At 51.3% G+C, this 16,707-nt stretch carries 12 protein-coding genes and 1 other RNA gene; all 13 read left to right on the top strand.

The genetic code is table 11. The features are described 5' to 3' along the window. On the top strand, positions 1 to 2,359 hold a 2,359-nt coding region (locus ACTQ3A_RS11065), incomplete at its 5' end, for a Cna B-type domain-containing protein (RefSeq protein WP_441099954.1). A 179-nt stretch (positions 2,360 to 2,538) separates the two neighbouring features. Then, positions 2,539 to 2,899: RNase P RNA component class A (rnpB, locus tag ACTQ3A_RS11060), an RNA gene on the top strand. Between the two features lie 257 nt (positions 2,900 to 3,156). Continuing rightward, on the top strand, positions 3,157 to 3,801 hold the full coding sequence (locus ACTQ3A_RS11055) for a Maf family protein (RefSeq protein WP_441099955.1): 645 nt from the start codon (positions 3,157 to 3,159) through the stop codon (positions 3,799 to 3,801). A 93-nt stretch (positions 3,802 to 3,894) separates the two neighbouring features. Next, entirely contained in the window at positions 3,895 to 4,584 is a 690-nt protein-coding gene (locus ACTQ3A_RS11050) for an HdeD family acid-resistance protein (RefSeq protein ID WP_441099957.1), read from the top strand. A 202-nt stretch (positions 4,585 to 4,786) separates the two neighbouring features. Further along, positions 4,787 to 5,707: an aspartate carbamoyltransferase gene (gene pyrB / locus ACTQ3A_RS11045; RefSeq protein ID WP_441100114.1), complete on the top strand. Its 921-nt coding sequence runs from the start codon at positions 4,787 to 4,789 to the stop codon at positions 5,705 to 5,707. After that, on the top strand, positions 5,708 to 6,145 hold the full coding sequence (locus ACTQ3A_RS11040; RefSeq protein ID WP_441099959.1) for an aspartate carbamoyltransferase regulatory subunit: 438 nt from the start codon (positions 5,708 to 5,710) through the stop codon (positions 6,143 to 6,145). Positions 6,146 to 6,207: 62 nt separating this feature from the next. Then, positions 6,208 to 7,548 carry an ATP-binding protein gene (locus ACTQ3A_RS11035; protein ID WP_441099961.1) on the top strand — a complete coding sequence of 447 codons (1,341 nt, stop codon included), beginning with the start codon at positions 6,208 to 6,210 and terminating at the stop codon, positions 7,546 to 7,548. Between the two features lie 58 nt (positions 7,549 to 7,606). Beyond that, positions 7,607 to 8,740 carry a prephenate dehydratase gene (gene pheA, locus ACTQ3A_RS11030; protein WP_441099963.1) on the top strand — a complete coding sequence of 378 codons (1,134 nt, stop codon included), beginning with the start codon at positions 7,607 to 7,609 and terminating at the stop codon, positions 8,738 to 8,740. Positions 8,741 to 8,905: 165 nt separating this feature from the next. Then, a complete protein-coding gene (locus ACTQ3A_RS11025; protein WP_441099964.1) occupies positions 8,906 to 10,453 on the top strand; it encodes a Ppx/GppA phosphatase family protein in 1,548 nt (515 codons plus the stop codon). A gap of 256 nt (positions 10,454 to 10,709) precedes the next feature. Then, positions 10,710 to 12,866: an RNA degradosome polyphosphate kinase gene (locus tag ACTQ3A_RS11020; RefSeq protein ID WP_441099965.1), complete on the top strand. Its 2,157-nt coding sequence runs from the start codon at positions 10,710 to 10,712 to the stop codon at positions 12,864 to 12,866. Positions 12,867 to 13,280: 414 nt separating this feature from the next. Further along, on the top strand, positions 13,281 to 13,781 hold the full coding sequence (ilvN, locus tag ACTQ3A_RS11015) for an acetolactate synthase small subunit (protein ID WP_441099966.1): 501 nt from the start codon (positions 13,281 to 13,283) through the stop codon (positions 13,779 to 13,781). A gap of 230 nt (positions 13,782 to 14,011) precedes the next feature. After that, complete coding sequence (ilvC, locus tag ACTQ3A_RS11010) at positions 14,012 to 15,031, top strand: ketol-acid reductoisomerase (RefSeq protein WP_441099967.1); 1,020 nt, start codon at positions 14,012 to 14,014, stop codon at positions 15,029 to 15,031. Between the two features lie 409 nt (positions 15,032 to 15,440). Then, positions 15,441 to 16,706, top strand: coding sequence for a 3-isopropylmalate dehydratase large subunit (leuC, locus tag ACTQ3A_RS11005; protein ID WP_441099968.1), 1,266 nt, complete (start codon positions 15,441 to 15,443; stop codon positions 16,704 to 16,706). The last annotated feature ends 1 nt before the right edge of the window (position 16,707 follow it).

Genomic DNA, 16,707 nt, shown 5'->3' with positions numbered 1-16,707 from the left:
GATGTATAAAAATGGCGGAACAAAGATCGCGTATACAGTTAAAGAAGTGTCAGATCTTCCGAGTGGTTATACATCTTCTGTCACAGGAAGTGCCGAGGGCGGTTACGTGATTACGAACAGCTACACGCCGGAGAAGACTACGATTTCCGGGACAAAGACCTGGGACGATAATAACAATCAGGACGGCAAGCGTCCGGGCAGTATCACGGTGAAACTGCTGGCGGACGGAACAAAGGCTGCTGAGAAGACAGTGACGGCAGAAGATGGCTGGAAGTACTCATTTGAGGATCTCCCGGTTTACAAGAATGGTCAGAAGATTAAGTATTCTATTGCTGAGAGTGCGGTTAAGAATTATTCGACTACCATCGAAGGATACAATATCACGAACAGTTATACACCGGAAAAGACCAGTCTGAGCGTTCTGAAGAGATGGAATGACACTGAGAATCAGGACGGCAAACGCCCGAACTCAGTTAATGTGCAGCTCTATGCGGACGGCGAGGCGAGCGGTAAAACGGTGACCCTGACGAAGTCAAACAACTGGCTTTACACGTGGACCGAACTTCCGATGTATAAAAATGGCGGAACAAAGATCGCGTATACAGTTAAAGAAGTGTCAGATCTTCCGAGTGGTTATACATCTTCTGTCACAGGAAGTGCCGAGGGCGGTTACGTGATCACGAACAGCTATACGCCGGAGAAGACAACGATTTCCGGGACGAAGACCTGGGACGATAATAACAATCAGGACGGCAAGCGTCCGAACAGTATCACGGTGAAATTGCTGGCGGACGGAGACAAGGTTGCTGAGAAGACAGTGACGGCAAAAGATGGCTGGAAGTACTCATTTGAGGATCTCCCGGTTTACAAGAATGGTCAGAAGATTACGTATACTATTGCTGAGAGCGCTGTTGAGAATTATTCGACTACAATCAACGGATTCGATATCACGAACAGTTACACACCGGAGAAGACCAGTCTGAGCGTTCTGAAGAGATGGTATGACACTGAGAATCAGGACGGCAAACGCCCAAACTCGGTTACTGTTCAGCTCTATGCGGATGGCAAGACGAGCGGTGAACCGGTTACCCTGACAGAATCAAGCGGCTGGCTTTACACGTGGACCGAACTTCCGATGTATAAAAATGGCGGAACAAAGATCGCGTATACAGTTAAAGAAGTGTCAGAGCTTCCGAGTGGTTATACATCTTCTGTCACAGGAAGTGCCGAGGGCGGTTACGTGATCACGAACAGCTATACGCCGGAGAAGACAACGATTTCCGGGACGAAGACCTGGGACGATAACAACGATCAGGATGGGAAGCGTCCGGATAGTATCACGGTGAAACTGCTGGCGGACGGAGACAAGGTTGCTGAGAAGACAGTGAAAGCGGAAGATGGCTGGAAGTATTCATTTGAGGATCTCCCGGTTTATAAGAATGGTCAGAAGATTACGTATGCTATTGCTGAGAGCGCTGTTGAGAATTATTCGACTACAATCAACGGATTCGATATCACGAACAGTTATACACCGGAGAAGACCAGTCTGAGCGTTTTGAAGAGATGGTATGACAGTGAGAATCAGGACGGCAAACGCCCGAACTCGGTTACTGTTCAGCTCTATGCGGATGGCGAGGCGAGCGGTAAACCGGTGACCCTGACGGAATCAGGCAACTGGCTTTACACTTGGACCGGACTTCCTATGTATGAGGACGGAGGAACAAAAATTCAATATACAGTTCAGGAAACTTCTAAACTTCCGGATGGTTATACATCTTCTGTAACGGGAAGCGCTGAAGGTGGTTACGTGATCACAAATTCGTATACACCGCCAACGGATCCGACAGAAACGCCAACTCCGCCAACGGATCCGACAGAAACGCCAACTCCGTCAACGGATCCGACGGAAACGCCAACTCCGTCAACGACACCGACGGAAACACCAACTCCGTCAACGACACCGACGGAAACACCTGCGCCGTCAACGACACCGACGGAAGCACCAACTCCGTCAACGACACCGACGGAAACACCTGCGCCGTCAACGGATCCGACAGAAACGCCAACTCCGTCAACGACACCGACAGCGACATCTACGCCGTCAACGACACCGACAGTAACACCTGCATCGACAGTATTGTTAACTCCCTCGAATACACCTGGTGCTCCATCAGTGTCGACAATGCCGGGAAGCAGAGATAATAACTCTAAGGGATCTGCAGGAACAGGGAAAACCGGTGGAGTTTTAACTGGTGACAACTCGAATACCCGTATTTGGAAGGTTTCACTCACTGCATCAGCAATCCTTCTTGTGATCCTTCTGTTCATGACCGTACGAAGCAGAAGAAAACCCAGATGAACAGCAGAAGCTTGAATGAAAAGGGAAGGGGAAACCTATTGTTAAGCAGAAGCCTGAAAACCTTAGAATAAGAATGCTCAAAATATACGGAATTATAATACAGGCTCAAATTATATTATGGATTGTTAAAAATCCGTGTATATTTCGGAAGTTTGTGGTAAGATAATCAAGATTGGCTGCAAGTAGGACATACGGTCGCGGCCGGCGGGCCGAAAGGTGCCGGCTGAGGAAAGTCCGGGCTTCACAGGGCAGGGTGTCGGATAACGTCCGGCGAGGGTGACCTCAGGGAAAGTGCAACAGAGATATACCGCCCATGGCTCCGTAAGGATACAAGGGCAAGGGTGAAAAGGCAGTGTAAGAGACTACCGATCCCCTGGTGACAGGGGATGCCATGTAAACCCCATCCGAAGCAAGACCGAACAGAAGGCAATGTGGCTGCCCGTCACGTCTTCAGGTAGGTCGCTTGAGCCTGCCGGCAACGGCAGGACACAGATAGATGACCGTACGCGACATAACCCGGCTTATCGTCCTGCTTGCAGTCAATTGTGGTTGAGATTTCAGAGGCTTTGTTTCATAATGGATGAAGAATAGTGAGAGATGATCACACTATTTTTTATCCATAGAAACAAAGTCTTTTTTATTTTCAGAGAGACTTTTGTTTTTTTAATTCATGGAAACAAGGCTTTTTTATTTTCAGAGATTTTTTGCTGTTTTTGAATTGGCGGCTGATTTTGAATCCATGGAAACAATGCCTTTTTCCAGAGCGTGTTTTTGTGAGAATTGAAGTGAGGGATGAAATGAGGGAAAATGATATCAGATCAGAGAGTAAGGGAGTTATGCCCCGGATTATCCTTGCCTCAGGATCTCCGCGGCGCCTGGAACTGATGCATCAGGCGGGCTTTTCGGTCGAGGTGATTCCGAGCCACGCGGACGAGAAGGTAAGCAGCGGAACGCCGGACGAGGTGGTGCGCTGTCTCTCAAGACGAAAGGCAGAGGATGTCGCCGGCGAAATACTAAATCCCGACAAATCACAACTGTCTGCATGTATCATACTTGGCGCCGATACGATTGTGGCGCGTGACGCGGATATCCTCGGGAAGCCGTCGAGTCCGGAGGAGGCAGTGGAGACGCTGCGAAGTCTCTCCGGTAGAAGCCACGACGTTTATACAGGCGTCACTCTTGTGAAGGTGGAGAAGGGTGAAATACAGCGAGAGGAAACCTTTTCCGTGCGGACCAGAGTATATGTCTGTGAGCTCACAGACAGAGAAATCCGGGAATATGTCGAGACGGGGGATCCGATGGACAAGGCAGGCAGCTATGGGATCCAGGGCATTTTCGCCAGGTATATAGAAAAAATTGAAGGCGATTATTATAATGTGGTTGGACTTCCCGTTTCAGCCGTCTACCATAAGCTTGAAGAGTGGGGCATTTCGCGGGAATAATATCAGCGCGATGTTTCAGGTTTTGTGACGCGGCATAGTGCAGACGGAAATTGAACTTAAAACGCACATTTGATACTGCAGGAGGAAGAAAACATGTTCAGGAACCTTGGAGAAAATATCAAGAAGAAGCTGCTCGCGGTCAATATCTGGTCGCTGATTCTGCTCATCGTCGGAATTTTTCTGCTGGTGCGGCCGGAGAGCACGCTGTTTGTGATCTGCAGACTGCTTGGCGTGGCGATGATCGTGATCGGAGCGCTGCTGATCGCCAGCTATATCAATATGCGCGGTGAACCTGTGGCGGCTGGCGCACTGGCCGGCGGTGTCATCCTTGCGGCTTTCGGAATTTTTATTGTGGCGAGACCGGATGTGATTGCTGCCTTTGCTGGAATTCTATTTGCCGTGATCCTGATTTCGTATGCCTGCGGTCAGTTTGTGGAGATGAGCACGCTCCGGACCTTTCATGACGACAGATGGTATCTCTGTCTGATCGGCGGAATCGTGACGCTTATTCTCGGTGTGGTATTCCTGTTCCATCCGATGCGGCTGACCTCCGTACTGGTTCAGGTTGCCGGGGCGGCGATGATTTACGCGGCGATCTGCGGCTTCGTCTTTCATAAGCGTGCCGCGGATTTTGCCTCCAGAGTGCACGACGCGGCGGAGGAGTTCCGCCGTGCGGAGGACGAATTTGAGGATGAGATGACCGGGCGCCCGCATTATGACGAGAATGGTCAGGAAATCATCGACGGGACAGCGACGGAGGAAGACGTCGATGATCGGAAGTAAGAACAACCCGCAGCGTTTTTCCCCGGAATGGGGAGAAGCGACTGCGGGTTTTTGCTCCGTGTCCCTTGATTCTGCCTATGCATTTGCGGTAAAATAACTCGAATGCAATCCGCAGCTTATCAGGCTGTGGTGCCATAGTAGCCATTGTCATTTATTTAGCTTACGTTTAAGGAGGCTTATAATGCACAGACAGTTGAAGAATCTGAGACATGTCATGTCACCGCTGGATCTTTCTGTTGAGGAGCTCGAGCATATCATGAAGCTCGCGGCGGATATGGAGAAGAATCCGGAGAAGTACGCGCATGTCTGCGATGGTATGAAGCTGGCGACTCTTTTCTACGAGCCCAGCACGCGAACAAGGCTCAGTTTTGAGACGGCCATGCTGAATATGGGCGGAAACGTCATCGGATTTCACTCGGGCAATACCAGTTCCGCTACAAAGGGAGAGAGCGTGGCGGATACCATCCGCGTTGTAAGCTGTTTTGCAGATATCTGCGCGATGCGTCATCCGAAGGAGGGGGCTCCCATGGTGGCCGCGGCCAAGTCCTCGATTCCGGTCATCAATGCCGGCGACGGAGGCCATCAGCACCCGACGCAGACGCTCGCGGATCTCATGACGATTCGCCAGACCAAGGGAAGACTTGGCAACATGACTGTCGGCATCTGCGGCGACCTGAAATTCGGCCGCACCGTCCATTCGCTGATCAGCGCTCTGGTGCGTTATCCCGGCATCCGCTTTGTGCTGATCTCGCCGGAGGAGCTGAAGCTTCCGTCGTATGTCAAGGAGGAACATCTGGATCCGAACCACATTGAATATAAGGAAGTGATCCGACTGGAGGATGCGCTTCCGGAGCTCGATATCCTCTACATGACCCGGGTGCAGAAGGAGCGTTTCTTTAACGAGGACGACTACATCCGCATGAAGGATTTCTACATCCTGAATGAGGAAAAAATGAAGCTCGCGCCGAAGGATATGTATGTGCTTCATCCGCTTCCGCGTGTGAATGAGATCTCGGTCGATGTCGATGACGACCCGAGAGCCGCTTATTTCAAACAGGTGTACTGGGGCATGTATATGAGAATGGCACTGATGTTCACGCTTCTTGAGCTGGAGGTAAAATAAATGCTGAATGTAGGTTCTATCGAGCAGGGATTTGTACTGGATCACATCAAAGCCGGCAAGGCGATGACCATCTATCATGACCTGAGACTGGATCAGCTGGACTGCTGTGTCGCGATGATCATGAATGCCAGAAGCAGTAAGATGGGCAGAAAAGACATCATCAAGGTGGAGTGCCCCGTTGATCAGCTGGATCTGAACATTGTCGGATTCATCGATCCGAACATCACCATCAATGTCATTGAGCATGGAGAGATCGTCGAGAAGAAGGCACTCGGTCTTCCGAAGGAGATCCGCAACGTCATCAAATGCAAGAACCCCAGATGCATCACATCCATCGAACAGGGGCTGGATCAGGTGTTCATCCTGACGGATCCGGAGCATGCGGTATACCGCTGCAAGTACTGCGAGGAGAAGTATCACGGACATCGGAGAGACTGATAGTAAAGAGCGCTTTCCGAAGACAGCAGTTGAGAACGGAAGATTATTCTGGGGAGGAGACTATGGACCACATTATTTCAAAATTACTGATATATGGAAGCATCCCGGAGGATTGTATTCTCGCGCAGATGGGTGATATCTGCCGGAACGCGCGGGAGAAAACGCAGTCGAAGGATGTGCTTCGCACACGCTGCTTTCATGAGGTGAAGAGGATTCTCAATATCGCGACGGACTACGCTTTTGACAAGAACCTCTGGCACAATTATCTGACCTTCCGGCTGATCACGGATGAGAACTCCTTCAGTCTGACCTGTGAGAAGGTCGGCGCAAGCGACGGAAGCGTTAATTATTTTGCGAGAAATGACTTCAAGGCTTATAAGGAACTCTTCGATTATGATTTCAGCTGGCTGGAAGAGGAGCTCGGTATTGACTGCTTCTCGAGAATTCTGGACTACAAGGCCATCGTAAAGCCGGAATTGATGTACAACAAGAACGTCAGCGAAAAGGTCAGGACGCTCAGTGAGAAGCTGGAGCAGGCCGGGGACGAAAATGAGTTCTTTGACGCGGTGACCGGATTTTACCGGGATTACGGAGTCGGAATGTTCGGCCTGAACAAGGCGTTCCGCATTGCTTCCGATGAGAACAACGATGTTACCTTCCACGCCATCAACAACATGGAGAAGGTGATGCTGGATGATCTGATCGGCTATGAGATCCAGAAGAAGAAGCTGGTGGACAACACGAAGGCCTTCGTAGAGGGAAGAAAAGCAAACAACTGCCTGCTCTACGGCGATTCCGGGACCGGAAAATCCACCTGTATCAAGGCAATTGTCAATGAGTTCTATCCGGACGGTCTGCGCATGATCGAGATTTACAAGCATCAGTTCAAGGATCTGTCGAATGTGATCGCGAAGATCAAGAACCGGAACTACAAGTTCATCATCTACATGGATGATCTGTCCTTCGAGGAATTCGAGATCGAGTACAAATTCCTGAAGGCAGTCATCGAGGGCGGCGTCGAGACAAAACCGGCAAATGTTCTGATCTACGCGACATCGAACCGGAGACATCTGATCAAGGAAACCTGGAGTGACCGCGATGATGTCGTAAACGACAACGGTATCCACAAGTCGGATACCATGGAGGAAAAGCTGTCGCTGGTTCACCGCTTCGGTGTCACCATCGGATTCACAAAACCGGGTCAGCAGGATTTCTTCAAGATTGTCATCGGCCTGGCGAGAAGGAACGGCATCAGGCTGTCGGACGAAGAGCTGAAGGCCGGCGCCAACAAGTGGGAACTCACCCATGGCGGAATCTCCGGTAGAACCGCACAGCAGTACATCAATTATCTGCTGGGGGATCCGGAAATTGAGAAAGAGGCAATACAGCAGGCGCATATCTGACGATCGGATAAATCGAATCAGAATATTTTGACTAAGAACAAACGGGAGAATTATCAGCATGTCAGAACTGGATCATTATCGCGAGGAAATCGACAAGACGGACAAGGAGATTGTCCGCCTCTTTGAGGAGCGCATGAAGCTTGTGGAAGGCGTCGCGGACTACAAGATCAAGAGCGGAAAGGAAGTCTTTGACGGTAAGAGAGAACAGGAAAAACTGCAAAATCTGTCCGGTCTGGCTCATTCGGAATTCAACAGGAGGGGTGTGCGGGAACTTTTCGAGCAGCTGATGGCAATCAGCCGGAAACGTCAGTATCAGCTTCTGACTGAGAACGGGATTACCCTTCCGGCGGATTACGCGCTGATGGATCATCTGTATTTTCACAATGCCCGGGTTGTCTTTCAGGGTGTCTACGGAGCGTACAGCTTCGAGGCGATGAAGGAATTCTTTGATGATACGATCGAGAGCACCCATGTAAAAACCTGGAAAGAGGCGATGGAGCTTGTGACAAACGGAGAGGCGGATTTCGCGGTGCTGCCGATCGAGAACTCGACGGCAGGAAGTGTATCGGACATCTATGATCTTCTCCTGGAATACAACAACTATATTGTCGGAGAGCAGGTGCTGAAGATCGATCATATGCTGATGGGACTTCCCGGAGCAACGATCGATGACATCGACGTTGTCTATTCGCACCCGCAGGGACTTGCGCAGTGCAGGGAGTATCTGCAGAGCGAGCACCCGGACTGGAAGCAGCAGAATGTGCTGAACACCGCGATGGCAGCCGAGAAGGTGGCCCGCGAGGGACTGAAGAACCAGGCAGCCATCGCCAGCCGTTCCGCGGCAGAGTATTTCGGCCTTCAGATCCTGAAGGAAGGGGGGCTCTCGAAGGAGAAGAACTCCACCCGATTCATCATCATCTCTCACAGCCGCCGCTTTGTCCGTACTGCGCAGAAGATGAGCGTATGCTTCGGCGTACCGCACGCCTGCGGAACCCTTTACAACATGCTTTCCCATTTCATCTACAACGGACTGAACATGTACAAGATCGAATCCCGGCCGATTCCGGAGAAGCCCTTTGAATACCGATTCTTCATCGACTTTGAAGGAAACCTCAGCGATCCCGCGGTAAAGAACGCACTCCGCGGGCTCGAAGCCGAAGCAGTCGGACTTCGCCTCCTCGGAAACTACTGACTGCGATTTCGAAGGCAACAGGTCTGAGCATGGAGAGACGCGAAAGCGGCAAATTAAAATTGTTACACAGAGTTAACAGGAATTTAGAATACAAAATATGTCCATTCCGGCAGATATTGCCTATACTGTAACAGGTTTATTCTAGTCATTTGGGGGTCATATAAAATGGCATTTTTAACATTCGGCGCAATCCACATCGGAAGCTATGAGGTTTCTCTTGAGATTTTTGAAATCTCCAGGAAGAACGGCATTCACTGTATTGATAAGGTCGCGCACAAGATTGAGCTTGGCCATGATTCTTTTTCCACCGGAAGAATCGGTTTTGCAATGGTCGATGAGCTCTGTGATGTCCTGACGGATTTTCGGAAGATCATGGACACCTACAAGGTGGATGGCTACAGTGCGATCGCGACGAGTGCGATTCGAGAGGCGGAAAATGATCTGTTCATTCTGGGCAAGATCCGTCAGACGACAGGACTGAATGTCCGGATTCTGAGCAACTCGGAGCAGCGGTTTTTAAGCTACAAGGCGATTGCCTCCATTGCGGGATGCTTCGAGGACATGATCCGCGAGGGAACCGCTGTCGTCGATCTGGATGGAGGAAGTATTCAGATCTCGATTTTTAACAAATCCGAGCTGATCGTCACACAGAACATGAAGATCGGAAATCTCCGTGTCCGGGAAAAACTGCAGAATGCCATGGGCAGGACAGACAATTATGAGGATCTGGTCGAGCAGCTGATTCAGCATGATCTCAATCTGTTCCGCAGCATGTATATCCGGGATCTGAAGATTGAGAACATTATTCTGAACGGCGACTTCATCACAGAGATGATTTTCCAGGATCCGAAGCACAGAGACCGCTCGACGCGCATTCTGACCAGGGATAAGTTCGAGAAGTGGTACAGGAGGATCGGCGGAAAATCGGTGGCCGACCTTGCGATGGAGAATAATATCGCAGTGGAGTACGCGTCCCTGCTCCGGCCGTCCGCAATCATCTATCACAAAATTGTGACGGATCTGGATCCCGTGAACATCTGGACGCCGGGCACGCATCTGCAGCGGGGCCTCGCCTATGAGTTCGCGGAGGCACACGATATCTTCAAGGCAAAGCATGATTTTGAGAATGACATCGTAACCTGCGCGAAGAATATCGCCATCCGCTACGCGGTCAGCGCGCCGCACATCAACAATATGGATGTAACGGCCATGAGCCTTTTTGACGCGACGCTTCCTCTGACGGGCATGACCAGCCGGGACCGGCTGATGCTCCGGGTCGCTGTCATGCTTCATGATGTCGGAAAGTTCATCGGTTTCAACCAGATCGGAGAGAATTCCAGGAACATCATCATGAGCAATGAAATCATCGGTCTCTCTCACGCGGAGCGGGAGATCATCGCTCTGTCAGCCCGGTATGTCCAGGAGGATTTTCCACAGCACGAGGATATCGTCATGGAATCCAGTCTGGATACGGAGCGGTATCTGAAGGTCGCTGCCTTTGTCGCAATCATCCGTTTGGCAAACGGACTTGACCGGAGCCACAGACAGAAGATCCTGAACATCAGCACAGAGATGAAGAAACAGAAGATTGTCATCCGCGTTGAGGTCCGCGAGAGCTTTGCCCTTGAAGAGGGCATGCTCCAGCCGGAGATTGACTTCTTCAACGAAGTATTTGGCGTCCGCCCGGTGATCAAGCTGAAACGGATCGTCTGAGCACAGGAATGTGCAGAATGTACAGCAAAGCGCAGAAAGCACAGGAATGTGCAGAATGTACAGCAAGATGCAGAAAGCGCAGCAAGGTGCAGAAAGCGCAGCGTGGGTGCATAACGCACAGCAAGGTGCAGCAAGCATAGGAATGTGCAGAATGTACAGCAGGGTGCAGAAGGCACAGGCATGGGAGACTTTGGTCAGCTGCCCACGGCCTCAAGGCGGTGGGTTTCCGCCTGTGACAATCGAAAGGAATATAGTTATGAAAATGAAAGCTGAGTACGAAGAATATGCAAAGCCGGAATATTACTGGAACAGGGAGCTTTCCTGGATCCGTTTTGATGAGCGGATTCTGCACGAGGCAAAGGACAGTACCATCCCGTTGTTTGAGAGACTGAAGTTTGAGAGCATCACCTCCTCAAACCTGGATGAATTCTTCATGGTCCGCGTAGCGTCCCTGAAGGACCAGATGCACAGCGATTACAACAAGCCGGATATCGCGGGCATGACGCCGGGAGAGCAGATCGACGCGATCCTTGACGCCACGCACGCAATGGTAAAGGATCAGTACGACAACTACAACAACGAGCTGGTTCCGAAGCTGAGAGAAGTGGGACTTCATGTGTTCAACAGTCATGAGGAGCTGACTCCGGAGCAGGCTTCGTACATTGATGATTATTTTAACGAGAATGTCTACCCGGTACTGACGCCGATGGCGATGGATTCCTCCAGACCCTTCCCGCTGATCCGGAACAAGACACTAAACATCGGAGCCTTGATCCGCAAGAAAGGAAGCGACGACGGGCGGACGCTTTTTGCCACTGTGCAGGTGCCGTCTGTTCTGCCGAGATTCATCGAGCTGCCGGAGAAGGACGCGTCTGAGCGCGCCATCATTCTGATGGACGAGATCATCGAGAGAAATATCTCCCGCCTGTTCCTCGGCTACGAGGTTGTATGCGCGCACCCTTACCGGATCATGAGAAATGCGGAGCTTGGCATCGATGAGGATGAGGCCGCAGACCTTCTGGTTGAGATTCAGAAGTCGCTCCGGAAGAGACAGTGGGGCGAGGTCATCCGTCTTGAGGTGGAAGAGGGCATCGAGGCGGAGCTTCTGCAGATCCTGAAAGAGGAGTTCCAGGTGCGGGAGCCGGATATTTTCTACATTCCGGGGCCCATCGACCTGACGTTCCTGATGAAGGTATACGGCATTGATGGATTCGATCAGTACAAGGTTCCGAAGTATACCCCGGCGGATGTGCCGGCGCTTCAGAATGATGATGATATTTTCACCAACATCCGAAAGGGCGATATATTCCTGCATCATCCCTACATGAGCTTCCAGCCGGTAGTTGATTTTGTAAAGCAGGCAGCGTCCGATCCGAATGTACTCGCCATCAAGCAGACGCTCTACCGTGTCAGCGGCCATTCCCCGATCATCGCTGCGCTCGCGCAGGCGGCGGAAAACGGCAAACAGGTGACGGCTCTGGTCGAGCTGAAGGCACGGTTCGACGAGGAGAACAACATCGTCTGGGCGCAGAAGCTGGAAAAAGCCGGCTGCCATGTCATCTACGGACTGGTCGGACTGAAGACACACAGCAAGATCACGCTGATTGTGCGGAAGGAGGAAGACGGCATCCGCAGATATGTTCATCTCGGAACCGGAAACTACAACGATTCCACCGCGAAGCTGTACACGGACTGCGGCATTTTGACCTGTGACGAGAACATCGGCGAGGATGCCACCGCGGTCTTCAATATGATTTCCGGATACTCCGAGCCGGACCGCTGGAATGATCTTATCGTTGCGCCGATCTGGATGCGTGACCGCTTCCTGCATCTGATTCGTATGGAGGAAAAACATGCGCGCGAGGGACAGCAGGCAAGAATCGTGGCGAAGATGAACTCCCTGTGCGATCCGGAAATTATCGCGGCCCTTTATAAGGCCTCCGCTGCAGGCGTACGGATCGATCTGATCGTCCGCGGAATCTGCTGTCTGAAGGTCGGGATCCCGGGCATCAGCGAGAACATCACCGTCCGCTCCATTGTCGGAAACTTCCTGGAGCACGCCAGAATCTTCTATTTCTATAATAACGGCAGCGAGGATGTCTACATGGGCAGCGCGGACTGGATGCCCCGTAACTTGGACAAACGTGTCGAGATCGTCTTCCCGCTCCTGCAGCCGGAAACGAAGAAGCAGGCAATGCACATCCTGGAGATTCAGCTTGCGGATACCGTAAAGGCCAGTATCCTCCAGCCGGACGGAACCTACAAGAAGCAGGATCTGGAAGGCAAGGAACGGATCATCGCGCAGGATTATTTCTGCCGGGAGGCAACGGAGATGGCGAAGCAGCAGAAGAACAGCGGCGACAGCCGTGTCTTCATCCCCGCGGAGCCTGTGACCGGGTCGGAGGAAGCTTAAGCTTTGTGAAAATATAACATACATCAGGGAGACAGAACCGGATCGAAAGTGAGGTCCCCTTTTGTCGGTTTGCACGCATGGCAGAGATCACATAATGAGCCGGAAGCTTTGTTGGTCGTGAATAATTGTATTCATGTTGAACATGAGCACAATTCAGCAAGACTTGTCCAGATACAGAAAATTTTTGACTTGCAGACGTACCCGGGAAAATGTATTCTAATATCGTCTTCAGGGAGCGAAAAAATTTCAAATGCATTCCTGCAGGATTTCATGACAGACAGGGAAAAATGAAGACGTCTGCAGCTGGAGAGATAATACAGACTTCAGCAAGATGAAAATCATTCAACTTGTTGACAAATGAAATTCCACATAGTAGAATACAAAGAGTTTGAAGTAATAGAGGGAATGGCAGTTATGGAAAAGCGAATTTTATCGATCCTGGTTGACAATACATCGGGAGTCCTTACGAGAATCGCGGGACTTTTCGCGAGACGCGGCTATAACATTGACAGCATCACCGCAGGTGTGACCGCGGATCCGCGGTTCACCAGAATCACAATTGTGACCAGCGGAGACGAGCTCGTTCTTGAGCAGATCAAGAACCAGGTGCAGAAGCAGGTAGATGTCAGAGACATCAAGATCCTGGACGCAGATACAAGCGTTATCCGCGAGCTGGCGCTGCTGAAGCTTCGGGTCAGCGAAGCGGAGAGAGACAAGGTTCTTGCGGTTGCGAATATTTTCCGCGCGAAGATCGTAGATGTGGGACTGAATTCCATCATCATTGAGCTGACCGGATCTCAGAGCAAGCTGGAGGCATTCTTCGAGCTTACAAAGGAATACGAGACGCTGGAGCTTGCGCGTACCGGAATCACCGCACTGTCCAGAGGAATGGACGATGTCACATATCTGGACTGAAAATATCACCCGTTCGCCGGAACTGGCTGACCGGTGTGCTGTCTGGCAGCAAACGTTCCTGCAATGTCACTCTTTCGCAGGGACCGGCAGATTTGCTGCGGCACTTGCGGCACACCCGATAGAATCAGTTAGCTAAAGAGTTTACTCTTTAACATATATAAGCCGCTGTATACGGCAGAATAAGCCACTGTATACGGCAAAATCTAAAATTATATGGAGGAACTTGTATTATGGCATGGAAAATGTTTTATCAGGAAGATTGCGATCTGTCTCTGCTTGACGGCAAGAAAATCGCCATCATCGGTTACGGCAGCCAGGGTCATGCACATGCACTGAACCTGAAGGATTCCGGATGCGACGTCATTGTCGGCCTGTATGAGGGCAGCAAATCCTGGAAGAGAGCCGAGGAGCAGGGCTTCAAGGTTTATACAGCGGCTGAGGCTGCAAAGCAGGCAGATATCATCATGATCCTGATCAACGATGAGCTGCAGGCAGCTATGTACAAGAAGGACATCGAGCCAAACCTGAAAGAGGGAGATATGCTGATGTTCGCTCATGGCTTCAACATCCATTTCAACCAGATCATCCCGCCGAAGAATGTCGATGTCACCATGATCGCACCGAAGGCACCAGGCCATACTGTTCGTTCCGAGTACCTCAGAGGACGTGGAACTCCCTGCCTGATCGCTGTTGAGCAGGATTACACAGGACATGCACAGGATCTTGCCCTTGCATATGGCGCAGGAATCGGCGGAGCCCGTGCAGGACTTCTGGAGACCGACTTCAGAACCGAGACAGAGACTGACCTGTTCGGTGAGCAGGCTGTTCTTTGCGGCGGCGTTGTAGCTCTGATGCAGGCTGGATTCGAGACTCTGTGCGAGGCCGGATATGATCCGAGAAACGCATACTTCGAGTGCATCCATGAGATGAAGCTGATCGTAGACCTGATCTATCAGTCAGGCTTCGCAGGAATGAGATATTCCATCTCCAACACTGCTGAGTACGGCGATTACATCACCGGACCGAAGATCGTTACCGCTGAGACAAAGAAGGCAATGAAGAAAGTCCTGTCCGACATTCAGGATGGCACCTTCGCGAAGGACTTCCTGCTTGACATGAGCCCGGCAGGCGGCCAGGCACACTTCAAGGCGCTTCGTAAGCTCGCTTCCGAGCATCCGTCAGAGAAGGTCGGAGCTGAGATCCGCAAGCTGTACAGCTGGAACGATGAGGACAAGCTGATCAACAACTAATCCCCATTTCCACATATACAAAAGTATCCATATAAGCCGGGGGCTGAGAATGCCCCTGGCTTGTTTTAGTTTACGCGAACAGTAAGCCGCAGCCGAATGCGAAGTATTCGTGTGCGGCGAGCGTCGCGATAGCGAGATAAAACTCGCGCAGCGTGTTTTATCTCGTTGCCGGAATCCGCGAATTGTTGTAAAATATACAAGATCTGGCGTTATGCACAGTGTCGTGGCCGTATTTGTGATGCAGCCAGTATGGCACTGCATGATATATTGTATGGCATTGGATGATACCGTATATCGATACCCGGAACAGGATGCCGGAATAAGAGTCGGCCCGTATCTCGTTATGCAGCAGGGCGGAGCATGGCAGTTACTGCATTTTTTTACATGAATGTTTATGGAGGACAAACAGATGGGAATGACGATGACGCAGAAGATCCTCGCGCACGCAGCCGGACTGGACAGTGTAACTGCCGGTCAGCTGATTGAGGCGAAGCTGGATCTCGTACTTGGAAATGACATTACCACACCGGTAGCCATCGACGTCATGGACGGTTTCAAAAAGCAGCAGGTTTTTGACAAGGACAAGATCGCACTGGTAATGGATCATTTTATCCCGAACAAGGATATCAAATCCGCGGAGCACTGCAAGCAGGTGCGTGAATTTTCACAGAAGTATGACATCACGAATTATTTTGACGTCGGACAGATGGGCATCGAGCATGCGCTTCTTCCGGAGAAGGGACTCGTGGTTGCCGGCGACGTTGTCATCGGAGCAGATTCCCATACCTGCACCTACGGTGCGTTAGGAGCATTTTCCACCGGCGTTGGAAGCACGGACATGGCTGCGGGAATGGCCACCGGCAGGGCATGGTTCAAGGTGCCTTCCGCCATCAAGGTCGTTCTGACCGGCAGGAAAAATAAATGGATCAGCGGCAAGGATGTCATCCTTCACCTGATCGGAGAGATCGGTGTAGACGGAGCACTCTACAAGTCCCTGGAGTTCACCGGAGACGGAGTTGCGGATCTGACGATGGACGACCGTCTGACGATCTCAAATATGGCGATCGAGGCGGGCGGCAAGAACGGAATCTTCCCGGTAGACGACAAGACCATCGCGTATATGAAGGAGCATTCCACAAAGAGCTGGACTGTCTATGAAGCGGATCCGGACGCGGAGTACGAGAGAACGGTGACGATTGATCTCTCCACACTGAAGTCTACGGTTTCCTTCCCGCATCTGCCGGAGAATACCCATACCATCGATGACTGCGGAGAGATCCGGATTGATCAGAGCGTCATCGGCTCCTGTACGAACGGAAGAATTCAGGACCTTCGTGAGGCTGCGAAAATTCTGAAGGGCCGCAAGGTGGCGAAGAACATTCGCTGCATCATTATTCCGGCGACACAGGCGATTTATCTGCAGGCACTGAAGGAAGGACTGATCGAGACCTTTATTGAGGCCGGCGCTGTCGTAAGCACACCGACCTGCGGACCCTGCCTCGGCGGATACATGGGAATCCTTGCAGAGGGTGAGAGATGCATCTCCACGACAAACCGTAACTTTGTAGGACGGATGGGACACGTGAAATCTGAGGTTTACCTCGCAAGCCCGGCGGTAGCGGCGGCAAGCGCGGTCACTGGAAAGATCAGCTCTCCGGCAGAGCTCGGCTTATAAG

The sequence above is a fragment of the Bilifractor sp. LCP21S3_F8 genome (genome assembly GCF_052117805.1).
Taxonomy (GTDB): domain Bacteria; phylum Bacillota; class Clostridia; order Lachnospirales; family Lachnospiraceae; genus Bilifractor.
Note: the sequence above shows the minus strand (reverse complement) of the source record. Positions and strands in the feature narration are given on the sequence as shown.